This window comes from Methylobacterium sp. PvR107 (assembly GCF_017833295.1).
Taxonomy (GTDB): Bacteria; Pseudomonadota; Alphaproteobacteria; order Rhizobiales; family Beijerinckiaceae; genus Methylobacterium.
The window spans coordinates 5659464-5681472 of the sequence record NZ_JAFIBW010000001.1 but is presented as its reverse complement, the minus strand read 5'-3'; the positions used below and the strand labels follow the sequence as shown (position 1 = coordinate 5681472).

The following is a 22009-nucleotide window of genomic DNA, read 5'->3' as shown; positions in this document are numbered from 1 at the left end:
ACCAATGGCTCACAGTGGCGCCAAGTGACAGTGCTGCTTGTGGTTTCTCCCGTCCTCAATCACCTGATCTGTTAGGGGCTGTTAGCCCATGGCAGAGGTTTGATAATGAAGAGGTCGAGAGTTCAATCCTCTCTCGCAGCACCATACATTCCAACGACATAGCTGGAAATTTAGGAAGTGCTCGGAGGTTCACGCGAACTTCGCGCGCTTCGGCGAACCTGTGATTGGGTTCATTCTGGCCCAATCATGCTCGTTGCGTCCGCGCTCATAGACGCCCCTCCCCTGCCCGCTGTAGCCGCGCCTTATGAGCGAAGGCCGCGATCCGGTTCTTTAAGCCCTTGAAGCGCTCAGGCTGCGCGGCCACACGGTCGAGCCGCGGGGCGTAGAGTTCGATGCTTGGCTTGTCGACGGTGAGACGCTGACCGACGGTGATCTGATGGCGTTGGGCGTGCGGCTCGGCCTGATGGAGTCGGCCGCGACCAAGCTGCAGTTGCCCGGAGGGATGCCCGATCCCGCGAACAGCAACGCCGAGAGATACGACATGCGCCCGGATGACGAGGGCTGGACGGTCTACACTGTGCGCACGGGTGAGCCCGCCCGGGTCGAAGGCGTGCCGTAGACTGGCCTCGACGTTGCAGACGCCGACGACCTCGTGGACCTGCGCAACCGTCTGGCGCACCGGACAGGTTAAAGCTTCTCGCTCTGAGGGCTTGGGAATGCGCGACGATCCGGACGCCACGCACGCGCGCACTGCGATCCCATGATGCGGTGGCTGTACGGCTTCGCTTGCGGGCTCGGCCTGGACGAAGCTACCACGCTTCCGATCGTCGAACGGGTCGCCGCCGACATGCCGGTGCACACGGACGCGGAGCGCCTCGTCGCGGCGCGAACTCGGATGATTGAGACGGTGGCGTAGCTCGGCGGCGATGCCGACGGCGCCCTCGCCTCGCGGCGCCCGGCCGCGCCAAGACATCCGCCCGCGCGTCCTGGCGGCGCTCACGCCCGAGCCGTCCACCGCAAGCGAGATCGCCGAGCGCGCCGGGCTGCCCGGCCGGGACCGCGCCATGCACGCGACCCGCGCACGGCTGCGCCCGAAGGCCGACGGGCTCGCCGTCAGCGAGACCCGCCGAGACCGCACGCGGTGGCGCTCTGCGGCGGCCGTTCCCGCCTCCGCACGATTCGAGCACGATCCCGCAACGTAACCTCGTGCGTCGGCCAGTCCCTGCAGGCAACCTCGAATGCGGCGAGCGCCACGGTCAGCGGGTAGATCGTCGCGAGGTGCAGCTCGATGTTGCCGCCGGTCTGGCGCCAGACCTCGATCGTGTAGGGGACGCCCGGTGGCACAGGCGGGATCTTCTTAGCGGGCGGCGGCAGCGTGATCGCGGCGAGGCAGAGGTGCGCGTATTTCCGCGCGGGCGGGCCCCCGGGGCGGCGCTGGTAGCGGCAGGAGGCCGTGAGGTGGCGCAGCAGGTCCAACGTCGAGATGTCGGCTCCGTAGCGACCGATCAGGCTGGCGACGGTGTAGCGTCCCGAGCGCTTGCAGGAGGCGCAATCGACATAGACACGGCCAGGCTTTGCATCGCCCAGACGCCCCATTCTGGTGCCCCCCGTTCGCGAACGAATACGGAACAGACCCGAGGCGGCGTCGCGCTTCAACCTACAGCCGCGTGGGCGGCCGCGATGGCGGTGGAGCGGTGTGGATGACGTCGGAATACGTGAAGTCCGGCAGGCGCTTGCGCCGCCCTGGCAGACGGGCCTCAGATCAGTCCGCCCGCTGGGCCGGCGGTCAACGAGCGACCGGCCCGGGTGACGAGCTTCGAGAAGGCCAAGGCGGCGGCGGAGGCCTGCGTCTCGGACGGAAACGTTCGGTCGGATTCCAGCACCGTCATCTGGGTGGCGTCGAGCAGCACCCAGGTCCAGAGGTGTCGTCCGGTGGAGCGGATCTCGAAGTGCATGGCTGGCTCGGTATGTAATTCGACATACCGGGATGATGCACCGCGAAAAGGCTCGGCGTGTTAATGGTTTGGCCGGCGCAACATCCTGTGTCGGCTAAGACCGGAGTTACCCCCGAAATCCCCGCTGGTCACAGCCGGAATCAGCAGCGCCCCCCGGCCGCGAACGCCCAGGGCGGGATGCCCCAGCCCAGGCGCTTACCTGATAGAGAACCCGCCCCGCCGCCCGATCTGATCATGGGCCGGCCGGGTAGTAATGTCGGGCTTACACGCAAGCCGCTCGTTACTTGCCGCCGCCAGCCTTGTAAGCATCAATGGCACGACGACAGTTTGCGGACATCTGGCTCATGTTCTTCTTGAAGCAGGCGTCCATCTGCGGGCTGTTCGGATCGATGCCGGAACAGAACGCGATGGCGTCACCCGCACAATTGGTCTGCAGTTCCTGATTGCCACGATTTAGCGCCTGTGCCGAGGCAGGGGCGGCGATAACAATCAGACCGACGGCGACGATGAGGCTGCGCATTTTGGGTCCTTAACTCGAGCGGTTCGTTCACGCGCTAACGTAGCTGGAGCCTGTTTTATCCCTTCCGCTCCCAAATTCGGGTCCCGGCCCCGCTCGCAGGGACAAACTCAGGGCGGGAGGTCATGGCACCAACCCGGTTGGCCCGAAGGCCGCCAAAGCTGTCGCCAGCACCCTGAAGCCGACCAGCGATCCCGGCTGCCGATCCTGATCTAAACCAAGCGCTTCACCGACCCATACCCTTGGCCGCGTACTCCCAGACAGGAGGTCCCCAAGTCTGGCCCTGCTTGTTCCGGTAGCCGGAGAACCGCTCAAACACGATCCGCTCGTTCTCGACCGCGACCACAGGGTTGCCGTTCACCATCAGCGCGCCGGCATATTCCACGCGCAGGAAGCCATGCTCCGGGTGAACGCCGAACAATTGCGGCGCCGTCCAGCCGAGCCGTTGCGCCTCGGCGCCGTGCTGATCGAGGAAGGCCAACGCGTTCGTCCGCATCGCCGCCCACTTCGCCGACAGGAGATGGCGGCACGGCGATGCGTGCTCGGACAGGCGCTCGATCTGGTCGCGCCAGGAGGCAACGGCGGGTGGGAAGTTGGACATGCCGGCGGGGTACGGCCGAATGGTTGCCGACCCGCTAATCGTCGGCCCGGCCCCGCCCCGATCTGCTCACGGGGCGGGGGAGCGTCCGATCTTGCAGTGTGATTGCGGCAGCGATCAGGGGCCGGGTATGGAGCATGAACTACATCGCCGCGCTGGTTGAGGCTGCTGCGACCATCCCCGGCTGACGTGGGCCGTACAAAAAAATTGTAGACTTCAATAGGCATGTTCATCGAGGTGGCCATGACCAAAGAACAGCTTGCGAACGAGATTTCTATACGTCGCAGGCAGGCCGATATTGGATGCAGGCTATGGAGCACGGCGTTTCACTTGGCGTTTGGCATCTCAACTATAACGGGCGTTGTAGTAGCGGCCATTGCGGGCAAAGATACGATGCTTCTTGGCATAAAACTGGCCGACTTCATACCGGCCATTGCTTTGTCAGGGTCCGTTTCGTCGGCTGTTGGTGTTTTTGGTGGATTTGAGCGCAAATGGAAGGCAAACAGAATTACGAGAGATGAACTTGATATACTATGTCTTAAAATCGCGGCGGGCGAAAATCCGTCCAAAGAAATGTCGGAATATATAGATATAGTTCGCGCCCATGATGCGAAAATTTTAAACGGTTCGGTAAAAATTGAAAAACCGACGAGTTATAGCGATACGCAGGCACGGGCGCCAAACCTTCAACGGCCTCCGATCACGCGGTAGCCCGATATCAAACTGAGACACTATGAGGCTGCAGGACTGGACGGCGAGGATCGCGCGTTCGAGCACGCCCGGCTGTCGGGGCGTTCATGCTCGACGGCCACATGGTCGACGTCGAGATCGATCGGTTTGCCGGGACGCTGGACCTCTGGCGCCTGGACGCGGTCCACCTCCTCGGCGGCTGCACCCGGTGGCAGGACACATTCGCGCCGGAGGAGGAGGCGCGCGCAGCATTCATCGCGATGGTTGAGGCGGCGGGCATGGCAGCCTTCATCGGCGACCGGCCGCAGGTTCGGAACTGACCTCGGACCAGCGCGCGAAAAAGCCCGCGCCGGCGGACCGGGCGGGCTTTATGCGACTGCTACGGCGAGGCCGCACCGGTATACCGGAACGGTGCTGATCTGCCGACGCTCAACCGCCCGGCTGGTCGCTCATCGGAACCTATCGCCGTACGGTTAATGCTTCGTTGCCAATCCAGGCTCGCCGCGCCGTGGAGACGAAGGGGCCCGCACCAGCAAATCTGTCACGTGTTGCTTCCGAGGCTGGCGCCATCGGGATGAAGCCGACTTCGATACCGCGTTGAAGCAGATCGCAAGGTTCAAGGCGTCGAAAGCTGACGGATGCCCACTATGGCTTTTCGAGCGAGGTGACTGCGGCCGACGGGGTCACAAAGAAGTCGAGCCTGAACAGTATCAGTTCGGTCCCGTCCGTGACTTCCATCCGCCATTCCTGACCGAGGCTCTCTAGCCTTGCGCCTTCCTCGAGAAGAACCCCCGCATACCGAATAGCCTCACGGCGTGCGAACATGGTGTCGGGTAATTCGACACCCTTTTTGTCGAGCAAGGTCACACCGTCATAGACGTTGAAGTGGTAGCGCGGCACAAGGCTCTCCCGCCGGTGAAAGGCGGGGGCGATGCCCTCGCTCGCGCACTTGCCTAGACCGGAGCGCACGATTGCCAGCAGCTTGCCACAGCGAAGCAGGGTGCGCTGTCATCCAGGTTAGAAAAGGGCTGCGACCCTTCGGCTGCGCGATCAAGCTTGTGTCATCGACAGAGGCTCATCGCGTCGTGGGTGCGAACGGTATCATCGCCACAAAAGAGGCCGCCGCGGCGCTGGGCCGGGCGGGCTCTCCCAGATCCATGCCGGAGGGGGATGGGCTTGGATCCGGGCGGGCTTTTAGCCGGATCATGGCCGAAGAAAAGCCCCGCGCGGCGGTGCCGGCGGGGCTGAGTGAGTTCCCGGGAGGAATGGTTCGTCGGCCGCAAGCGGCGGGCCAGTTCGGGCGGCGGCATCTCCGAAGCGGTCCCGTTGTCGGATGTCGGGACTCCGCTATCCTGCCCACATGCGCACAGCCCTCGCCGCCTTCGCACTCGTCGTCACTCCCGGTGGGGCCAGCGCGCAGCAGCAGCTGCCGACTGTTCCGGAGCTGCTGACCGCGGAGCTGAAAGCCTCTCAGGCCTGTGAGGGCTCCGGGGATCCCGCCATCATCCGTGAGCAGTGCCGCCTCCGCGATCGGCTCAGCGGCCGCTTGGCCCAGGCCGCTTACTGCTGGGGGCGCAAGGGGCAGACCGACGAGAAGAAGGAGTGGCACGCCTGCCAGCCGGACTCGATCTATGAGGACGATATCGAGGCAGTGCAGCGCTGACGAGAAGGTCCCCTTCGGCGAAGCTGGCAGGCGTGACGCCCGGTCAGTCCCGGCCCGATCTGATCAGGGGGCGGAGGAGCGTCCGATCTTATCAGCGTCTGCGGTGATGCGCGACACCTGTTCAGCCTCGGACCGGTTCGCTTCGTGATCGCTTTGGGAGGCTTCGACGATGACGATAAGGGTCTCGCCTTCTCGATAATCAACCCGTCTGCTTTGAGGCTCCCGCTCCAGACGATCGAGGTGTAAAAGCCGGCGTTCTAGAGCGGAGCCACGCCTTGGTGTCGGATCCCGTCGCGGAAATCGACAGCTCAGAGAAGAGAATGACTGATAGCAACATCATGCCTGTCATCGGATTGGGTACTCTGTGTCTGACGAGTCAGACGCTCAAGCAGATGGGCTTCAAGAAGTCGTCGATGCCATTCGACTGGATTTTTTCCTCTCCTGAGATGGTCGAACATGCAATTGCGGACGATTTTCGAGAGTTTCTTGATCGAAAAAATCTGAAAACTGTTCCAGAAGATCTACGACCTGAACCCGATCACTACCTGTCCGATAACATATTCTACAGGGATAATTTTGGCATAAAATATATATTCAACCATCACGACCCGGATCGCAATGACGATGACTACAAATATTTCTGCCGATGTGTTGACCGGTTTCGCTCGGCACTGCGTGGTCCTGAAAAAGTCCTCTTTGTGATGTTTCAGCACTACTACGCCAGACCCGGTCTTGATAAATTATCGACATACGAGGCAATTGCTAAGCTTTTACATCCACATTCCCTTTTATGCGTGGATGTTTACAGTTCCGACGATAAACAGCCTACATACCGTCCAGTAGCCATGGATGGGAATTTAGAAGTAGGACAGTTTGCTTACACATCTCCGTGTAACGGATTAAATTTTGGGAGCTTGGACGACTACACGGCGATCGCGAATATTATTGAGAAGAGGTGTCGTATTCCTGAGACAGATTATCACAGGATGCTCGCCAACGCGCGGAACGAGACTGACACGTCTGGCGAAGACGCGACGCGCCATAGGGTTGCTATTGCGCAAGCAGCTGAGAGGCGAGCGCTCGACTCACTCTCAGATTGCCAGATCGCATTGGCAGAGGCGAACGCTCGCACCAGGGCGGTGCAGTCTGTTCTCTCGGCCATGATCGCCAGTCAGGGTTGGCGGGGATTGAACCGGCAGAAATTCCGAAAGCTGATTGCAGAAGCCGGCTCCCTTGTTCCGAACAACGGACCCCTATCTGTGCAGCATGAGGTATTGCTCGCCGAGTCGCGCAAGGTCCTGAAGGTGAGCGAATGACCCACCTTGCACCTCGTCAAAAGGCCCCGCGCGGCGGGGCTTAGAGACTGGAGATGGTCAAGGTCTATCCGGTCGACAACGGCTTCTTGGTGTCCGATCAGGGCGTATGGCTGCCAGGGTTGTACGCGACTGAAGACGCGGCTCGGAAGGCTGCCCAGATGCCGTCTGAGACGCTTCAGGCCATTCAGGACCGAAAGAACGAAGAGGCTGGCGGGAACGGTGGCGTGATCACCGGCGCCGATCTGGCTGAGGCCGAGGAGTAAACGGGCAGGAAAAAACCGCCTCGGCCGGAGCCGGGCGGTTTGCGGTGGTTCGTGCTGTCGACCAGCACGCGGTGATCGATCTCGCAGCCGTCCGCGGCGGCGCACCCGCCGGCTTTCGGGCTCATCGGGCCATAGGCGAGCCGGGCGGCGATCTTCGTCGTCACCGACATGTCCCGGAACGCGTCGGTCATGTGGCCGCAGATCTCGGCCCTGCCGGTGGTGCGGATCGCGCCCGGGGTGATCCGGTCGTCGGGGTGCGTGCCGTCGCTGTCGACCGCCCAGGCATGACTGGAGAGCGCCAGCGCCGCGAGAAGCGTGCGGGTCATGAGAATTTCACCGGTCAGACGGAAGCGCCGCAAGTCGACAGAGCGGCGCGGGGCAAGGGATGACAAGCGCTTGGCTGTGCAGGATCGCCCTATGGACGCGGGTGCTATTTTCTCAGCCAACTGGCAGGTCGTGAGGACCGCCCCGGCAGCGTTCTTTATCGTTGTCGCTATCGTCGCTGGCGCGATCCGTGTCGCACTCAACTGGAAATACAAAGTCAGATTGGGTCGCTAAAGTCACGAAACGATCTGCTCGACACGACAGTTGCCGATTACAAGCGGAATCTTGAAGGTGTTTCGCCTGACGAGGCCAGAGACGAGATCGAAAACCTAGAACGCCGTCTCGCCGCAATGGAAGGCAAAGACGTTATCGCCGCGACTGTCGCTGCAGGGGCTTCTGGTACCGAGGGGGCGGCGCGATGAATGGATGATCCGGCGCGCGACGCTTCAGTCGGTGCGGGAAGCCCGCCACTATGGTGCGGCGTGCGGGCGGTGATCGTCGGGCCCCGAGCTGGCGATGTGACAATCAGCTTGTGGCGGGAAGCCGCTGGTCCGCTTCTGCGAGCAGCGGCCGGAAAAGCCGACAGCCTCCTGCCGAACCCGGTCGAGACCTTTCGGGATGCCGAGCGACTTACCCGAAGCGGACATCGGACGCGCTCTGTCCATTTGCTGAGTGAAGTTCAACGGCGTTCGCCGCGGTGCGATCCTGCAACTGCCATCGTGCGGCCTACGAGGTCGCGGATCCGCTCTCGGCTCGGAGCCTCGCCGAAGAGGATCCGGTAGACAATCGGCGAAACGACGCCATCCAAGACGGCTTCCAGGTCCGGGAAAGTCTCGCCACGGACAGCCGCCCGTTCGGCGATGATCGCGATCTGCTCGCGCGAGAAGGAGCAACATCGCTGTGCGCAGTTGGTGTCCGCTGCCGCCAGGACGTCCCGGATGAGTTCGCGCCCGGGAGCCGACGACATCTCGTCCGCGTACTGCTCCGCCCATGCCTCAAGGTCGGTCCAACCGTTCCCCGTGTCGATCGGATCGGAATCCGGCCGAAGCCGCTCGACCGCCACGTCGGCAAAAAGCTCTCCGAGGGTGCCCCAGCGTCGATAGATGGTGGACGGTGTCACTCCTGCAGCCGTAGCGATGAGCGGCACGGTGATCTCCGACCGGTCCATCTCCGCCAGGAGTCCGCGCACGGCCGCCTGCACCGATGCCTGGACTCTGGCGCTCCGCCCGCCGGGTCGAGGGCCTTGCCTCGCGTTCATCGCAAACCCTGCCGTGAATCCACGCCACAAACGCAAACGATTTGCTTTTGTAGGGATCGTGCCGTACATGCCTAATGCAACGATTTAGCGTTAAGAGGCGGGCATGGCTATGGCTGATCCCTACGCGGAAGCCCGTGTCGCGAAGGGCTATGCGCTGCCCTTCCATGCGCTCGTACTGGGCACGTTCCTCGCGGCCTCGTCCGCCCCCACGCCGCTGTATCGGTTCTATCAGGAGACCTACGCCCTTTCTCCGATCGTCACGACCGCCGTATTCGCAGTCTATGCGCTGGCCCTCTTGGTGGCCCTTCTCGTCGCCGGGTCTCTTTCGGACCACCTCGGCCGACGTCCCGTGATCTTCGGCGCCATCCTGTTAGAACTCGCAGCGATGCTACTTTTCGTGGTGTCGGACGGAGCCGGACACCTCCTCGCGGCGCGGACCGTACAGGGCATCGCGACCGGCATTGCCGCGAGTTCGCTCGGGGCGGCTCTCGTTGATGTCGATCGTGCACGTGGGCAACTCGTCAACTCGCTTGCTCCCCTCCTGGGCATGGCCGTGGGCGCACTCGGCACGAGCATCCTCGTGCAATATGCTCCGCACCCGTTGCATCTCGTCTACGCGATCCTTGGAACGATGTTCGCGGTCCAGGCGGTCCTGCTCTGGCTGACGGCCGAGACAGGCGCGCGCCGCAGCGGAGCTCTCCAGTCGCTTTGGCCTCGAGTCGTCGTGCCACCGCAGGTCAGGAGAACCCTGGTCGCCGTCACGCCGAGCAACGTGGCGATGTGGATGCTCGGCGGCTTCTACCTGTCCCTCGTACCCTCTCTCGTCGCGGTGGCGACTGGGACGCGGACGCCCTTGATCGGGGGGGCGATGGTGACGGCCCTCATGCTGTCCGGCGCCTCAGCCATCGCGGCGCGGCGGACGCGGGCCGCCAACGCCAATCTCACGGTTGGCACGTTCGCCATGATGACCGGACTCGCGATCGTGCTTGCAGGTATGCATGGAGGAAGCGTGCCGGTACTGATCGGAGGGACACTCCTGGGCGGAGCCGGCTTCGGCACCGGCTTTCTGGGAGCCCTGGGAATGGTCATACCGCTCGCGCAGCCGGTCGAGCGGGCCGAACTCCTCGCTGCATATTATCTGCAGAGCTACCTGGCCCTCAGTCTTCCTGCGCTTTTGGCTGGATACCTCGTGCGGGAGATCGGCTACGCCGCAACGGCCGACATATATGCGACGACGATCATCGCCACCGGTGCTGTCGGGCTCTTCGTCCGTTGGTCGATATTGTCCAGGCCCGCCGCAGCCGGTTGAGCGGTCGTGGTGAAAGCATCCGCCGTTGATCGGCCACGGGGTGGTCCATCGCCGCGTTGAGTGGATCGAGGCGTGTGACGTCTGAGGTCTTGGCGCGGTCGAGCCTGCCGCGCAGATCGGGGCATGACCCCGCTCTTTCCTGTGCCCGGCTGCCGCATCGTCCGTGTCATGCAGGACGACCCCACGGCGATCACCCTCGTCGCGGACGCGGAGCACGACCACACCTGATGCCCAACGTGTCGGGCGGTCACCTGGCCGGTCCAGAGTTAGACGCACCCGCCCCCCGGATCGGAAAGGCAGATTGCAGGGCGAATGCTCCATCTCAGCCATTTGGTTGGCTTAAGTGACTGCTACAACAATGAAAATTGGCACGGGCCAGGTAGCCGGCCCACGTTGCGCCCCACCGCCCGCAACGGCTCGTACTGGACGTAAACGGACCCTGTGGCCTCGCGCACGCTGGCCTGCAGCTCGCTATCACCGCTGCTGATGTCGCCGAGAGCCACTGTTGCGGCTCAGCCTGGGTGAGGTCCCATGCGGCGGCGGTCATGCTCGATGGCGAACACATGACTATAGAGGTTTGCAACCCAGCTCCGGCCCTCAACCGTTAAATCGAGACAGCGAATCGCGTCCCCGATGACCGGCTCGATCTTGCCCCAGAAGAACGCCGGGTATTGCTCCGCGAGGTCCGCCGGGTTGGCATAGCCAAGTTCGTTGGCGAGGCCGACCTCGGCAAATTCGTGGAACAGCGCGTTCAATTTACGGGGGTAGAGCGGATCGCCGAGCTGCCCGATCAGGTCGGCCGCACGCATCAGGCCCGCCTCGGTCCCGGTCTCGCGGTGCTCGTCGTCCGCGGGCACGGGGAAACGGGTCAACTCGATGGCGCGCATCACCCGCTGCGCGTCGACGAGGTCATTCGTGCCGAAGCGCTCCTGCACCGCCAGCTTCGAGCGCTCGATGTGGTAGGGCGCCAGCGCCGCATCCGAGGCACCGCGCGGCAGAGTGATGGTGGTGCCCTGGGTGTCGATGACGAAGGCGTTCGCCCGGTCGCCCGAGCAGACGCCGCGCACGTAGCCGATGTCGTGGTACAGGGCCGCCAGGATCATGTGCAGCCAATCCTCCGGGGTGATGCCCTTGTCGAGGAACCGACCGCGGAGGATGTCCTGAGCGACGAGCGTGACGAGGGCGGTGTGGTCGCCGTCATGGTAGAGCGCATCGCTGCCGACGATGCGCTCGATGGTCAGACGTGCGGACGCCTCGATCACCTCGGCAAAACGGGGCTCGCGGCTGCCGAAGGTGCGCTGATAGGTGAGCGCGAGGTGCTCGCCAAGCGCGTCGGCCAACATCTTCGTCACATCGAACATGACTGGTATCCCGCACATCGAGCAGACGCCGATTTTGGCTGTCGTGTCGGCCGGCATCATGACATCAAGTGCGCGGCAGCCCATATCGGGGACTCGCCCCCCGAGCCTCGAGGCATCAAGGTCCAAGTAGGCTCGTATGATCGCACAGCCGATGTAGCGGCGCTGATTCTCCAGCCCAGCCCCTATCTTGGAGCACCGGTTTGGCCGCCTCGGCCGGATGCCGAAGCACCGGTCAGGCAAGGCTGACGTTCCGGCTCCTCGCCTCCCTTTGCGCGCCTCACCGTCAGATCGGTTGCGAGGTCCTTCCCAGACCGCAATCACCAACCCAGGAGGATCCCCATGGCCGGCCTCAAGGACAAGCGTGGCTTCATCGACAAGGACCGGCTCGATCTGTCGGAACGCAAGGCTGTCGAGTTCTGGATGAAGCGGTGGGGCGTCACGCAGGACCAGCTGACGGCCGCGCATCGGAAGGTCGGTCGCATGACCAAGGACATCGCGGCCGAACTGGGCAAGAAGCGTTAGGGCGCGACCGCCCCAGAGGCACAGCTCGTCAGGGGACGTCGTTGATGGTGAGGCCGCCGCACCCTGATCGTGTTCGGACCAGTACCCTGGACTTCTGGTTGGCCCGGAGCGCCATCGCCTGCGTGGCTGGCCTTCAGTGGCTCGTTGTGAACGATTTCTCGCTCGGACCCCGCTGGCTCGCCCCGACGCTCGAACTCGCGCTGCTGGTGCCGCTTTCAGCCGCCACGGCCTGGAACCAGGGTCGGGCGCGGCGTGCCACGACAGACGCGCACTGGGCCGAGGTCCACCGCCATCATCGCCTGATCCGCAGGATGGCCCTCTTCATGACTGCCCTGGTCACCGTGGCCAACACCGCGGCCCTCGCAGCCCTGGTTCACGCCCTCCTGAACGGCAAGGCAGCCGGCGGCCCGACCCTGCTGGTCGATGCCCTCAACATCTGGGGCACCAATGTCGTGATCTTCGCCCTGTGGTTCTGGACGACAGATCGCGGCGGTGCCGCGTTGCGCGGCCATCCGAGAGCGCGCGATCCAGATTTTCTGTTTCCACAAATGACGCTTCCGCATCAGGATGCGGCGGACCCGTTCGTGCCGGGTTTCGTGGACTACCTGTTTCTGGCCTTCACCAACGCCACCGCCTTCTCGCCCACCGACACGCTGCCTCTGACGCCGCGCGCGAAGTTGCTGATGATGGCCGAGGCATTGATCTCTCTGCTCACTGTGGCCCTTGTCGCCGCACGCGCCGTCAACATCCTCGCCTAGTCGGGCCGCAGACCGCAGAGGCTACCGCAAGGCCGGATCAACGGATGGCCGGCCAGGAACGAGCCGGCCTTCTCCGGGTTGGCCAGGGCCAGCCGCAGAGGTGATCCGGCGCATGAACGTTTGGCAGCTCATCGCCCACGATCACGCCTACCTCGGGCACCTGATCGCAGAGAGTCGGTACACTTTCGGTGGTTCGGCGATCCACGACCGTGAGGAGGTGCTGGGCGGATTGATTGATGAGCTCGCCGCTCATGCCGAGGCATTGGAGGCCAGTCTCTATGCGCCGCTGCGCCACCTGGATCGGACGCGCCAGCTCGCCGAGGATCTGCACCATGAGCACGCGCAGTTCATCGGCCAACTCGATGCACTCGCGAGATCGCGGCGGGGCGGCATGGTCTCGCAGAAGGGCATGGTCCTCGACGGCGCTCTGATCGGTCAGCACCTCCGCCGTTACACTCAGGAGCTGATCCCGGCGGCTCGGGAGCTTCTCTCTTCGGACCAAGTTGATGCCGCCGCACACGCCTTCGTTCGTGCGAAGATGCAAACCCTGAAGGTACGGCACGGTCGCAGATCCGACAAACCGACGCTGGCCAGAATTGCACGGGCCTGCGCCGTCTGCGCTGCTGCGGCCGGTATCGGCTACCTTGCTGGGCGTTCGGCCTCGGCCAAAGGGCGGAAGCATCTCGCCACGTCCACGCGTTGAGATTGCGCCACCGCATCGCCGCTCATTTTACCCAGCGCAGACACGCTGGGTAGCACCGGCGAAGGGCTGCATCGATGCTGCGAGCGCGATGTGTGCGCAGCGGCGCGACGGACCGGACGCAAATCGGCAGCCTGCCGGCCTCTGCAACTCACGATACATCCGAAGCCGCTCAGTGTTGCTCGCCGTAAACAAGCATTAACTCTGCGCGGGCATCATTCCGGGTCTGATCGACGAGCCGTTCGGACCAAGGGGGTCCGCCCAATTGAGATGGGAGACAACCGGTCCATGCCTCGCCTGCTCGAACTGCTGCGCTGGAAACTTCAGATGCTCTTTGCATGGAAGCCAACGCGTGCTCAGCTGCTGCCCCTGATCCTGGGGGTTTACGCCCTCGCGGGTTGGGGGGCCTATGCGAATAAAGCTTCGGCCAACCGCGATCTCACGACTCAGGTCAGCCTTCTTCAAACGGAGCGGGACGGGTTCGTGGGCCGCCAGAAAGAGTTGGAGCAGGCCAACAGCGACCTCCTTCGTGAGTGGCAAGGCAAACTCGCCTCTGCCCGCGCGGAACTCGGCCAAGCCCTTGCGGCCCGTGACGCAGCGAAGGGGCAGCTTGCCGGTTCACAGCGCGAGCTTACCGCTTCGAAGAAGCGCTTCGATCAAGCTCGTGATCGCGTATCTGAGACAGGCAGCATCAAACCCGCCGAGCCGTCGAAGAAGGCCGCGGGTAAGCCATAGAGCCCCTCCGACAGGTCGGCCTTCGGCATGATCAACGCGAACCCACGCTGTTTCCCTTGAGGCTCAGCCTCAGGAAGTCTGGCTGCGAAGCCGTGTCGTGCCCCGCCCGCCGCGATGCATCGCGGCCACCGACGGTAGACCCATGGTGAGCCTCAGGACCGGGACACGAAAGCGGCGACGCAGGTCCTCGGCAGCGTCGCAAGTCCTCGACAGCGTCGCGAGTGTGCTGGAGCGCACCGGTGAGCACCGCGTGTAGCGGCATCTCATTCCGCTCGTCGAGGGCGTTGCCGACGTGACCGGTCAGCAGATCGATGCCACACGAGCCGCGAGGTGCGGGCGGCCGACGGTCCCGAGCCCGAGCGCCTGAGCCAGAGGATTGCGTGCGGCGCCGTCACCAATCCAGTCCGCTACGTGGCAGCCTCACAGAGCGGCCCAGATCTTCGATCAACCTGTAAAACCCATCTTGATGACGCCGGCTTGATAAAGGCGTCCATGAGCGGCGCACTGGCGACCGTTGCGACGCGACCGGGTGCCGTGTCGGGAGCAAGGGCGCGACGGGGCGCTCGCAAGCGCTCGGCTCGCTGAGGAAGAGATCGCCTTGCTCAACCTTGAGGCTTCGCCTACCCGCAGCGGAGACGGGAACGATCCGCAACAGGAACGCGGTCGCGAAGCCTGCCAGCCTGGCTGAAACGCTTGATCGAGAAGACCGGCTGGCACTGCGGTACGGGGCGGCCTAATCGGGCGGCTCAAGGACGAGAGAGGCTGCGCCGATGCCGATCAGCAGGATGGACCTTGCGGACGCGGGCTCGCCGGAGGCGCTCGTCACACGCATCCTACAGGCCGAGCCGGAACTTCCGGTGCCCGTGCCGATCCAGGAGCTGTGCACCCGCCTCGGCATCCTCCGGATCGAGGACCTCGAGACCGGCGAGTTCGAGGGCGGCCTGGTGACCGACGCGAAGCGGTCCGAAGGCACCATCCTCGCCAAGCGCGGGGGCGAACCGCGTCGCCGCTTCACCATCGCGCACGAACTCGGCCATTTCCTGATGGCGCACCACGTCCCGGATCAGCCCGGCCGGTTCCTGTGCAAGAGCTCCGACCTGCTCCGCGTCACCGCGAAGGCGGGCGATCAGCGGCAGCGCAGGGAGGTCGAGGCCAACCGCTTCGCCACCCTCTTGCTGATGCCTCCGCACCTGCTGCGAGGAGCCATGGCGGGCTTTCGCGAGCCCGATCTGGAGCACGTTCTCATGCTCGCGCGCGACTTCGGGGTCGGCAAGGAGGCGGCGGCTCGGGCCTACGTGCACTACCATCCCGAGCGGATCGCCATCGTCGTGGCGGGCAACGGCCGGGTGCAGCGGTGCTACCGCAGCCTCGCCTTTCCGGATATCATCTGCGCGGTCGGCGGCCCGGTTCCGACAGGCTCGCTCTATCACAGCACTCAACATCGGCCGAGCAGGGCGAGCGACATCGCCGCGTGCAGTCCCGATCTCTGGATCGATGTGAAGCGCGACCTCCGCGCGCCGGACCTCTACGAGCAGGTGTACCTTCAGCAGAACGGCTTTGCGATGATCCTGCTGCGGCTGGAAGCTGCGCCGGAAGAGACCGCGGAGGAACGCAGGCTCGATGAGGGCTGGCGTCACCGCTTCCACTCGGGGCGACGGTAGGCAGGATCCGGCTCCCACGGAACAGCCGTGACGGCTATAGCCTGCTGCTTCGTCAGAGCGGGCCGTACCGCCGTCCCGTTGCTGATCCGGCGCACGCCTCGGGTCGGCAGAAGGCGCAATGAGGATCGTGAATGGCGGGGACTGACGACGACCTTCGGCTGCTCCTCAATCAGGCTGCGGCAGAGGATGCGTTCCTTGGCTGCGTATTCCGACGAAGCCGGCCGGGGATTCCGATTTGAAGCCGGCCGTCATTCCGAGGCGAAGCCGGCCACCGGTCCGATCTGAAGCCGGCCAGCGACGGGGCACTCCCGCGGGTCTGGGGGTGAAGATCACGAGGTCGGTTCAACAGGTCAAGCGGTTGGCTCGGCCGCCTTGCGTTTGCGCAGGCTCTCGCCGGCGAGTTCGATGCGGTGCGCGTTGTGCAGCAGCCGGTCGAGGACGGCATCGGCGAGCGTGGGGATGCCGATGATCTCGTACCAGCGATCCACTGGGACCTGGCTGGTGATCAGGGTCGAGCCGGCGTCGTAGCGGTCCTCGACAATCTCCAGGAGATCGCGCGCCTGTTCGGGCAGGAGCGGCTCAGGGCCCCAATCGTCGAGGATCAGCAGGTTCGCCTTCGCGATCTGGCGCAGCAGCCGGCCGTAGCGGCCATCGCCACGCGCGAGGCTCAGAGCCGCAAACAGGCGCGGAACTCGATAGTACAGGACCGAGAGGTCGTCTCGGCAGGCCCTGTGCCCGAGCGCGCAGGCGAGCCAGCTCTTGCCCACGCCGCAGGGGCCGGTGATCACGAGGTTGCGCCGGGCCCGGATCCAGTCGCCGGTGGCGAGTTTGAGGAACAATGCCCGGTCCAGGCCACGATGGCTGCGGTAGTCGACGTCCTCGATGCTGGCGGGATGGCGCAGCCGCGCGGCGCGGGCGCGGGCCTCGAAGCGCTTCTGCCGCCGGGCCGTGGCCTCATGGTCCAGAAGCAATCCGAGCCACTCGGCGTGGCCGAGGGCGCGGGCCTCCGGGTTGGCGTCGAGCGCCTTGAAGCCCGAGGCCATGCCGCTCAGGCCGAGTTCGTGCAGGAGATCGAGCGTGGGGTGGGTGAGCATCGGCGTCTCCCTCAGTGGAAGTAGCGCGGGCCGCGCAGGTTGGGATGGAGCATCACCGGGACGGCCTCGGCAGGCGGCGTCGCGCGGTCGAGGCCGTTGGCCAGGATCGAGGCGATGCTTTTGTAGGTGAGTGCGCCGAGCGCCACGGCTCGGGCCGAGGCGGCCTCCGCCCGGCCGGGATCGAGCCCCCGGTAGAGGCGCAGGATGCCCAGACAGGTCCGGAAGCCCTGCTCGGGATGGGGCCGGTCGTGCAGGATGGCGATGACCAGCCCCTCCGTCTCCGTCCCAATGCCGCGTGCCCAGCGCCGGAAGCGCTCGGGGCTCCACTCGGCGTAGCGGCGATGGGCGCTGGGCATGTGGTCGGGATCGGTGCCGTGCCGCCGTCCGGTGTAGCGGCGTTCGTGGGCGGCGACGCGCTGACCACGATGGAACACTTCGACGGTGCGCACTGTCAGGCGGACGTCGACCTGCTCGCGGATCAGGGCGTGGGGCACCGAGTACAGGAAGCCGCCCGCCTCGACGTGGTAGTCGAGGTTGACCCGGGCCAGCCGCCACTCGGCGAAGGTGTAATCCTCCTCCGGTAGGGGACGCAGCGCCGCGCGTTCGATCGCCTCGAACAGGGCGCGGCGCGTGGTTCCGAGCCGGCGCATGAGGTGGGCGTTGATGCGCTCCACCATCGCGACGATGGCGGCGTTGCACTCGGCCAATGAGAAGAACGTCTGCCGGCGCAGCCGTCCCAGGATGTAGCTCTGGGCGAAGCGCACGCCGGCCTCGACCTTGGCCTTGTCGCGCGGCTTGCGGGGCCGGGCCGGCAGGACGCCGATGCCGTAATGCTCGGCCATCATCCCGTAGGAGCGGTTGATCTCGGGATCGTAGAACGAGGCCTTGTGCACCCCGCTCTTGAGGTTGTCGGGCACGACGAGACGGGGGACGCCGCCGAGGAAGCGGAACAGACGGACATGCGCGCCGATCCAGTCGGGCAGCGTCTGGGTCCAGGTCGCCTCGGCGTAGGTCAGGCTCGACGCGCCCAGCACCGCCACGAAGATCTCGGCCTCGCGCACGATACCGGTGGCGGGATCGACGATCCCGACCTTCTTGCCGGAGTAGTCGACGAAGACCTTGTCGCCGGCGTCATGGTGCTGGCGCATCACCGGGGTGAGACGGTGCTCGAACTCCCGATAGAGGTCGCAGAACCGGGAGTAGCCGTAACCCTCCGGATGGGCCTCGCGGTACTCCTCCCAGAGCACCGTGAGATTGACCCCGGGCCGGCGCATCTCTCGTACCAGCGAGGGCCAGTCCGGCTCAGGCAGCCGACGCATGCCCTGCTTCACCCCGGCCCGGGCGAACAGGCGCTACTCCAGCACTGCGTCGGTGACTTCCGGGTCGAGCGGCCAGGTCAGGCCGGCGGCGCTCGCTCGGGCGAGGTTGTCCTGCACGGTCGAGCGGGCGATGCCCAGCGTTCGCCCGATCTCTCGCGAACTCGCCCCGTCGCGGGCGAGACGCAGCATCTGTTTGATCTGTCGCATGGTCAGCTCTCTCCTGGCCGGCATCCCGCTCTCCTCGTGGTCGAGGACAGGGATGCCGCGGTTGCTGACCCGCGGGGATGATCCGTCGCCGATATCGGCTACCGGTTGGCCGGCTTCATCTCGGAATGGTGGCCGACATCAAATCGGAACGCTGGCCGGCTTCGCCTCGGAATGAGTGGCCGGCTTCCGTCGGAATCCGCACCTTGGCCGTCTCGCCCACGCCGAGGACGCCGACCTGAACGCTACGGGCACCGCGCCTGCAGCGTCTCCTGTCGTTTCCTTGATGATCACGAACCGTCAGCGGGCGGCGCTTCGTGAGCTTGGCTTTTCCGAAGAAGCCATTCGGCAGATGACGCCCGCCGAGGCGCATGGGAAGCTGGGATTGGCCTAGTTGCGGTCACCTCAGCGCAAATCAAGCGCTTAGAGGCCTCCGCCAACCTTATCCAAGGAGCGGCGCACGCACATCATCTGCCCCCTGTTGCTGCCGATGACCGCCGAAAGCCGAGCTCTCGTATATTGGAGATGGTGGCGCCAAAACCGGCGGTAAGGCGAGATCGACCCTGGATTTTGTTCCTGTTTTGTTCTAAATGGCATCACGGATCGAGCCTCTGTTCAACCCCTCGGTTGCTCCGAGCTACCCCGTGTCATGGCCGATACCGAAATCCCGCCACTCAGCCCCGACGACGCCAAGCTGATCCGCAATGAGCGGGCGAAGCTGACGGCGATGTGGGTCAACGGCGTCGCAGTCGCCTCCGTGGCTGTCGGCGGCATCTCTCCGTCAGTGGCGATCTTCTCGGGCACCGCCAGCGCGCTGACAGCCAGCGCTCTCCTGGTTGGTTGGCGTCTCCTGGCAGGTATACTACATCTGGTAGCAAGACACCTGCTCGGAGCCTTGCGCGCGTGAGCCTGACGCTCGCACAGATGATTGTTCTTTTTCTCGGCCCGCTCGTCCTGGCAACGATGGTCGGCGTTGTCCTGTGGTTGACGCACGAGAAAGAGGCTGATCGCCTCAAGCGCGCCGAAATTGATCGTGCGATGTGGGTCAAGTATCAAGCTGAGCGGAAAGCGGCCGGAGAGTAGTTTATCTATTTGCCTATTGAGCCGTAGCCGTAAAATTGATCTCTCCCAACTTTGCGAACTCGGTAAGTTTAATGCGCGTCCCGTTCGACCTGCTCAGGCATGCGACAGCCGTGACCTGACCGGCTGGCTTTGGACCGGGCTGATCGAGGGGAGCGGCTTGGACCAGGGGAGTCGAGGATGAAGCGAGGACAGAAGCCGAGCGCTCCGCCCCCCGCACCGCGGCGGGGCCAAGGCCCCCGAGAGCGCCATGGAAGCCGTAAAGCGGGCGATGAAACCCGATAGCGATTTCGGGGTCGCCGCGCGCCGCCATCTGCCCAGCCCCTCGGACGAGAGCTTGGCGCGGGGGCGCCTATACCCGCCGAGCGGCCCGTGACTTCATGGCGGCCGAATCCTGCAGGGCGAGGTCGATCGCACGGATGAGCCGCTCGGCAGTTTCGGCTACGGCTGGGTCCTGCGACATTGCGATTGCGGCTTGCTGCAGCGTGCGGAACTCCCGCAGACGCCCGCCAGGATCAGCCCCTCGGGCGGTGGCTGACTGTACGAGGCCCTGGACCAATTCCCGCGCTAAGCGCTCGTCGAGGCCCGGCGCCACCCAGCCCGAGGGCGGCGAACAGGTCGTCTTCGTATACATCTCGGCGGTGGAGCGGGTCGGCCGGCGCCACTTCGGATGATGCCGGCCACCAACGCGCTCGACCAAGCCTTCACCCTCCAGGACATCGCAGGCCAGTTTGACGAGCTCGCCACGCCGCCGCGCCGTGATGCCAGTCCGCGCCGCAAGCTGCAGCGTTCCGATCGGCTCGTCGGTCAGAGCGATCAGGATGCAGGCACGGAGCGAGGGTTGTCGGCTCATGGTCACGCGGATCCCTTGGCCATGATGGCGGCCGGGCGCCGTCCACCGTGGCTGTTCCCGCAACGGTTGAGCCGCCCAGACCGTTCATCGATCCCTTGATGAACACCCTCAGCCTGCCGGATGCCTGGGCCGATTCCGGCGAAGCGATCTCGCGGAGATGGTGCGACGGAGGACCCGTACTCGGAGGCGTTGTCCCAAGTGTCTGAGGCCTCGCTGGTGACGGGCCGCAGCGTCTCTCCTTGGGCCGGATCCGCGACGCCGGCACCGCCGCCGGATGAACCGCCCGCATGGCTGCCGCCCGGTCTACTCCTCGACGCACCGGATGAGTCGCCCGTCGGCCCTGATCCGTTGTCTGCCACGGTTAGCTCTCCTCCCGCGCTCTGAGAGGCACAAGAGGGAGAACGGCTCAGCGGTGGAGGTGCTCCCCGTAAGCGTTCCGACCGTGTGCTGGGCGGCCACTTCAACGAGCCGAGCCGCATGCGACTGGCCGATCGCAGCCCGTAGCGTCCGCTTACGGGCCGTCACCAGGGCCTTCGGAATGACCGGGATGGGCGCCGACCCGAACGTCCGGTCTTGCACGCGATTGGGATCCGGCGCGACGCAGTCTGGCCGAGACCCGCCGGTCCGCTTCGGGGGCCAACTGCACGGGAGCGGACACTCGAAGCGGTTCAGGCAGCGGCCTCAGGGTGCGCCCCATCAACCGGATCGCGGCTTCGGAAGTCATTCGATAGCGCGACGCGGCAGCGGCTCTCGAGCCGCCCGATCGTCGGTCCTGATCGCGCTGCCTTTGGACCCGGCCGTACTGGCCGGCTTGATGCGCCGCGTCGCGGCAGGCCGCCGCCTCGACGGAAAGCCTCTACACGCGTCGTCCCATCACGAGCGTGACCGGCTGTCCCGCAGAAGTCTCGATGGCGGTAAATCTACGGGCGCGAAGTTCAGCCTCCATCGCAGCACACGACCATAGGTGGCCGCCGCTTCGGGCCAGCCGCAGGGCTGCAAGCGCGGCGCCGACCGGATCCGGAGGCGGAGCGTAGAGACCGACAACAAGGTATCCCTTCGGCTCGAGGGCAACCGTCAGCCGGTCGAGCGCTGTCCGAGCCGCGTCCTGGGAGAGGAAGGGCGCCGGAAGCCACGTCAGCGCGTAGCCGGCTGGATCATCGAACTGGGTCACATCCTGCAGGCGGAGATCAATACGGCGGCGGAATGGGCTTGCCGCCACGTTCGCACGGGCCAGTTCGAGGGCCGGCTCCCAGATGTCCAGGCCCACGACACGCAGCGAGGGCCACTGCGCTGCGGCTTCGAGAGCAATGCCGCCCACACCCGTTCCGACATCCAGGAAGCGCCCGGTGAGCGCGGCCGCGAGCGCCGGGCGGTCGGCCGCCAGGGCCGCCAAGCGCCGTACGACGACCCGCGAGGCTTGGCCCTGAGCCTGCAACATCGCAGGATCGCGGACCTGCCAGACGGGCGGTCGCTCGGGACACTCCAACAAATCCCGCGCCTCCTGCAGCGCGTGCGTGACGGAGGCCAGGGACGCGGAGACCTGCGCCTGATCAAGGTCATCGAGGCCGCCCGGCACCACGGCGGCGACCACGTCGTGCAACCGGCGCGCGACCTCGGGATGAATGTCCGGCGCCTCCTGCCGCAGGCGTAGGGCTGCACCGATCGCGGCAAGGCCTCTTGCCGCATCGCCCATCTGCCGCAGCGTGTGTTGAACGTCTTGGAAAGTCATCGGCGACCGCCAGAATGATCTTCACCACGACGCGGCGTGGCGCCCGAAGCAGAAGAGCCGGATCCGGCAGCCTCGGAACCCGGCCGGGCCGCGACCCGCA

Annotated in this window: 24 protein-coding genes and 1 pseudogene; 12 read left to right on the top strand and 13 right to left on the bottom strand. The window is 65.1% G+C overall.

Annotated features, from left to right (window positions below; all coding sequences use genetic code 11):
• Positions 1 to 265: 265 nt before the first annotated feature.
• The 5 genes from JOE48_RS26925 to JOE48_RS26905 form a co-directional block, all read right to left on the bottom strand.
• On the bottom strand, positions 266 to 1066 hold the full coding sequence (locus JOE48_RS26925) for a hypothetical protein (RefSeq protein WP_210034385.1): 801 nt from the start codon (positions 1064 to 1066) through the stop codon (positions 266 to 268).
• A 47-nt stretch (positions 1067 to 1113) separates the two neighbouring features.
• Positions 1114 to 1596: a hypothetical protein gene (locus tag JOE48_RS26920; protein ID WP_210034384.1), complete on the bottom strand. Its 483-nt coding sequence runs from the start codon at positions 1594 to 1596 to the stop codon at positions 1114 to 1116.
• Between the two features lie 161 nt (positions 1597 to 1757).
• Entirely contained in the window at positions 1758 to 1955 is a 198-nt protein-coding gene (locus tag JOE48_RS26915; RefSeq protein WP_210034382.1) for a hypothetical protein, read from the bottom strand.
• Positions 1956 to 2235: 280 nt separating this feature from the next.
• The gene (locus JOE48_RS26910; RefSeq protein WP_210034381.1) at positions 2236 to 2475 is read right to left on the bottom strand and encodes a 3',5'-cyclic-nucleotide phosphodiesterase; all 240 of its coding nucleotides are present in this window, start codon (positions 2473 to 2475) and stop codon (positions 2236 to 2238) included.
• 223 nt (positions 2476 to 2698) lie between these two features.
• A complete protein-coding gene (locus tag JOE48_RS26905) occupies positions 2699 to 3073 on the bottom strand; it encodes a hypothetical protein (RefSeq protein WP_210034378.1) in 375 nt (124 codons plus the stop codon).
• Between the two features lie 222 nt (positions 3074 to 3295).
• Between JOE48_RS26905 and JOE48_RS26900 the strand changes: the two genes are divergently transcribed.
• Together JOE48_RS26900 and JOE48_RS26895 are read left to right on the top strand one after the other, a co-directional pair.
• The gene (locus JOE48_RS26900; RefSeq protein ID WP_210034376.1) at positions 3296 to 3781 is read left to right on the top strand and encodes a hypothetical protein; all 486 of its coding nucleotides are present in this window, start codon (positions 3296 to 3298) and stop codon (positions 3779 to 3781) included.
• 101 nt (positions 3782 to 3882) lie between these two features.
• Positions 3883 to 4080, top strand: a complete 198-nt coding sequence (locus JOE48_RS26895) for a hypothetical protein (RefSeq protein WP_245252976.1) — start codon at positions 3883 to 3885, stop codon at positions 4078 to 4080.
• Positions 4081 to 4405: 325 nt separating this feature from the next.
• Here the strand turns inward: JOE48_RS26895 and JOE48_RS26890 are convergent, their stop codons facing one another.
• Positions 4406 to 4660, bottom strand: a complete 255-nt coding sequence (locus JOE48_RS26890) for a DUF6894 family protein (RefSeq protein ID WP_210034374.1) — start codon at positions 4658 to 4660, stop codon at positions 4406 to 4408.
• A gap of 460 nt (positions 4661 to 5120) precedes the next feature.
• Here JOE48_RS26890 and JOE48_RS26885 point away from each other — a divergent pair, with 460 nt between their 5' ends.
• Together JOE48_RS26885 and JOE48_RS26880 are read left to right on the top strand one after the other, a co-directional pair.
• Positions 5121 to 5423: a hypothetical protein gene (locus tag JOE48_RS26885; RefSeq protein WP_210034372.1), complete on the top strand. Its 303-nt coding sequence runs from the start codon at positions 5121 to 5123 to the stop codon at positions 5421 to 5423.
• A gap of 278 nt (positions 5424 to 5701) precedes the next feature.
• The gene (locus JOE48_RS26880) at positions 5702 to 6739 is read left to right on the top strand and encodes a DUF1796 family putative cysteine peptidase (protein ID WP_210034371.1); all 1038 of its coding nucleotides are present in this window, start codon (positions 5702 to 5704) and stop codon (positions 6737 to 6739) included.
• A gap of 184 nt (positions 6740 to 6923) precedes the next feature.
• Here JOE48_RS26880 and JOE48_RS26875 read toward each other — a convergent pair whose 3' ends face one another.
• Together JOE48_RS26875 and JOE48_RS26870 are read right to left on the bottom strand one after the other, a co-directional pair.
• Positions 6924 to 7328, bottom strand: a complete 405-nt coding sequence (locus JOE48_RS26875) for a hypothetical protein (RefSeq protein WP_210034370.1) — start codon at positions 7326 to 7328, stop codon at positions 6924 to 6926.
• 677 nt (positions 7329 to 8005) lie between these two features.
• On the bottom strand, positions 8006 to 8584 hold the full coding sequence (locus tag JOE48_RS26870; RefSeq protein WP_210036084.1) for a TetR/AcrR family transcriptional regulator: 579 nt from the start codon (positions 8582 to 8584) through the stop codon (positions 8006 to 8008).
• A gap of 109 nt (positions 8585 to 8693) precedes the next feature.
• On the opposite strand from JOE48_RS26870, the gene JOE48_RS26865 reads away from it, so the two are divergent.
• Positions 8694 to 9893 (top strand): MFS transporter, encoded by a 1200-nt coding sequence (locus JOE48_RS26865; protein ID WP_210034369.1) that lies wholly within the window; start codon positions 8694 to 8696, stop codon positions 9891 to 9893.
• Positions 9894 to 10405: 512 nt separating this feature from the next.
• Here the strand turns inward: JOE48_RS26865 and JOE48_RS26860 are convergent.
• A complete protein-coding gene (locus JOE48_RS26860; RefSeq protein ID WP_210036082.1) occupies positions 10406 to 11254 on the bottom strand; it encodes a metal-dependent phosphohydrolase in 849 nt (282 codons plus the stop codon).
• Between the two features lie 339 nt (positions 11255 to 11593).
• Between JOE48_RS26860 and JOE48_RS26855 the strand changes: the two genes are divergently transcribed.
• The 5 genes from JOE48_RS26855 (at position 11594) to JOE48_RS26835 (ending at position 15630) form a co-directional block, all read left to right on the top strand.
• Positions 11594 to 11776, top strand: a complete 183-nt coding sequence (locus tag JOE48_RS26855; protein ID WP_003600567.1) for a DUF3606 domain-containing protein — start codon at positions 11594 to 11596, stop codon at positions 11774 to 11776.
• A 44-nt stretch (positions 11777 to 11820) separates the two neighbouring features.
• Positions 11821 to 12534 carry a hypothetical protein gene (locus tag JOE48_RS26850; protein WP_210034368.1) on the top strand — a complete coding sequence of 238 codons (714 nt, stop codon included), beginning with the start codon at positions 11821 to 11823 and terminating at the stop codon, positions 12532 to 12534.
• A gap of 112 nt (positions 12535 to 12646) precedes the next feature.
• On the top strand, positions 12647 to 13237 hold the full coding sequence (locus JOE48_RS26845) for a hemerythrin domain-containing protein (protein WP_210034367.1): 591 nt from the start codon (positions 12647 to 12649) through the stop codon (positions 13235 to 13237).
• 285 nt (positions 13238 to 13522) lie between these two features.
• Positions 13523 to 13969: a hypothetical protein gene (locus JOE48_RS26840; protein ID WP_210034361.1), complete on the top strand. Its 447-nt coding sequence runs from the start codon at positions 13523 to 13525 to the stop codon at positions 13967 to 13969.
• Positions 13970 to 14739: 770 nt separating this feature from the next.
• On the top strand, positions 14740 to 15630 hold the full coding sequence (locus tag JOE48_RS26835; protein WP_210034360.1) for an ImmA/IrrE family metallo-endopeptidase: 891 nt from the start codon (positions 14740 to 14742) through the stop codon (positions 15628 to 15630).
• 350 nt (positions 15631 to 15980) lie between these two features.
• Here JOE48_RS26835 and istB read toward each other — a convergent pair whose 3' ends face one another.
• Positions 15981 to 16724, bottom strand: a complete 744-nt coding sequence (istB, locus tag JOE48_RS26830; protein WP_210034359.1) for an IS21-like element helper ATPase IstB — start codon at positions 16722 to 16724, stop codon at positions 15981 to 15983.
• Positions 16725 to 16735: 11 nt separating this feature from the next.
• Positions 16736 to 18274: pseudogene (gene istA, locus JOE48_RS26825) on the bottom strand (IS21 family transposase).
• 622 nt (positions 18275 to 18896) lie between these two features.
• On the opposite strand from istA, the gene JOE48_RS26820 reads away from it, so the two are divergent.
• Together JOE48_RS26820 and JOE48_RS26815 are read left to right on the top strand one after the other, a co-directional pair.
• Positions 18897 to 19154 carry an amino acid transporter gene (locus JOE48_RS26820; protein WP_210034353.1) on the top strand — a complete coding sequence of 86 codons (258 nt, stop codon included), beginning with the start codon at positions 18897 to 18899 and terminating at the stop codon, positions 19152 to 19154.
• Positions 19151 to 19330 carry a hypothetical protein gene (locus JOE48_RS26815; protein ID WP_210034351.1) on the top strand — a complete coding sequence of 60 codons (180 nt, stop codon included), beginning with the start codon at positions 19151 to 19153 and terminating at the stop codon, positions 19328 to 19330. The genes JOE48_RS26820 and JOE48_RS26815 overlap by 4 nt, the downstream gene beginning before the upstream one ends.
• Before the next feature lie 349 nt (positions 19331 to 19679).
• On the opposite strand, the gene JOE48_RS30570 is transcribed toward JOE48_RS26815, so the two are convergent.
• Entirely contained in the window at positions 19680 to 20180 is a 501-nt protein-coding gene (locus JOE48_RS30570; RefSeq protein ID WP_245252975.1) for a hypothetical protein, read from the bottom strand.
• Positions 20181 to 21036: 856 nt separating this feature from the next.
• On the bottom strand, positions 21037 to 21909 hold the full coding sequence (locus JOE48_RS26805) for a class I SAM-dependent methyltransferase (RefSeq protein ID WP_210034350.1): 873 nt from the start codon (positions 21907 to 21909) through the stop codon (positions 21037 to 21039).
• Positions 21910 to 22009 lie beyond the last annotated feature (100 nt).

Bases quoted from the DNA above. Each gene is read 5' to 3' on its own strand.
- JOE48_RS26925 (WP_210034385.1), bottom strand. From the start codon at position 1,066: ATGGCGCGGTCCCGGCCGGGCAGCCCGGCGCGCTCGGCGATCTCGCTT.
- JOE48_RS26885 (WP_210034372.1), top strand. From the start codon at position 5,121: ATGCGCACAGCCCTCGCCGCCTTCGCACTCGTCGTCACTCCCGGTGGG.
- JOE48_RS26870 (WP_210036084.1), bottom strand. From the start codon at position 8,584: ATGAACGCGAGGCAAGGCCCTCGACCCGGCGGGCGGAGCGCCAGAGTC.
- JOE48_RS26915 (WP_210034382.1), bottom strand. From the start codon at position 1,955: ATGCACTTCGAGATCCGCTCCACCGGACGACACCTCTGGACCTGGGTG.
- JOE48_RS26910 (WP_210034381.1), bottom strand. From the start codon at position 2,475: ATGCGCAGCCTCATCGTCGCCGTCGGTCTGATTGTTATCGCCGCCCCT.
- JOE48_RS26920 (WP_210034384.1), bottom strand. From the start codon at position 1,596: ATGGGGCGTCTGGGCGATGCAAAGCCTGGCCGTGTCTATGTCGATTGC.
- JOE48_RS26865 (WP_210034369.1), top strand. From the start codon at position 8,694: ATGGCTGATCCCTACGCGGAAGCCCGTGTCGCGAAGGGCTATGCGCTG.
- istB (WP_210034359.1), bottom strand. From the start codon at position 16,724: ATGCTCACCCACCCCACGCTCGATCTCCTGCACGAACTCGGCCTGAGC.
- JOE48_RS26875 (WP_210034370.1), bottom strand. From the start codon at position 7,328: ATGACCCGCACGCTTCTCGCGGCGCTGGCGCTCTCCAGTCATGCCTGG.
- JOE48_RS26840 (WP_210034361.1), top strand. From the start codon at position 13,523: ATGCCTCGCCTGCTCGAACTGCTGCGCTGGAAACTTCAGATGCTCTTT.
- JOE48_RS26820 (WP_210034353.1), top strand. From the start codon at position 18,897: ATGGCCGATACCGAAATCCCGCCACTCAGCCCCGACGACGCCAAGCTG.
- JOE48_RS26895 (WP_245252976.1), top strand. From the start codon at position 3,883: ATGGTCGACGTCGAGATCGATCGGTTTGCCGGGACGCTGGACCTCTGG.
- JOE48_RS30570 (WP_245252975.1), bottom strand. From the start codon at position 20,180: ATGAGCCGACAACCCTCGCTCCGTGCCTGCATCCTGATCGCTCTGACC.
- JOE48_RS26905 (WP_210034378.1), bottom strand. From the start codon at position 3,073: ATGTCCAACTTCCCACCCGCCGTTGCCTCCTGGCGCGACCAGATCGAG.
- JOE48_RS26860 (WP_210036082.1), bottom strand. From the start codon at position 11,254: ATGTTCGATGTGACGAAGATGTTGGCCGACGCGCTTGGCGAGCACCTC.
- JOE48_RS26850 (WP_210034368.1), top strand. From the start codon at position 11,821: ATGGTGAGGCCGCCGCACCCTGATCGTGTTCGGACCAGTACCCTGGAC.
- JOE48_RS26855 (WP_003600567.1), top strand. From the start codon at position 11,594: ATGGCCGGCCTCAAGGACAAGCGTGGCTTCATCGACAAGGACCGGCTC.
- JOE48_RS26845 (WP_210034367.1), top strand. From the start codon at position 12,647: ATGAACGTTTGGCAGCTCATCGCCCACGATCACGCCTACCTCGGGCAC.
- JOE48_RS26900 (WP_210034376.1), top strand. From the start codon at position 3,296: ATGTTCATCGAGGTGGCCATGACCAAAGAACAGCTTGCGAACGAGATT.
- JOE48_RS26805 (WP_210034350.1), bottom strand. From the start codon at position 21,909: ATGACTTTCCAAGACGTTCAACACACGCTGCGGCAGATGGGCGATGCG.
- JOE48_RS26835 (WP_210034360.1), top strand. From the start codon at position 14,740: ATGCCGATCAGCAGGATGGACCTTGCGGACGCGGGCTCGCCGGAGGCG.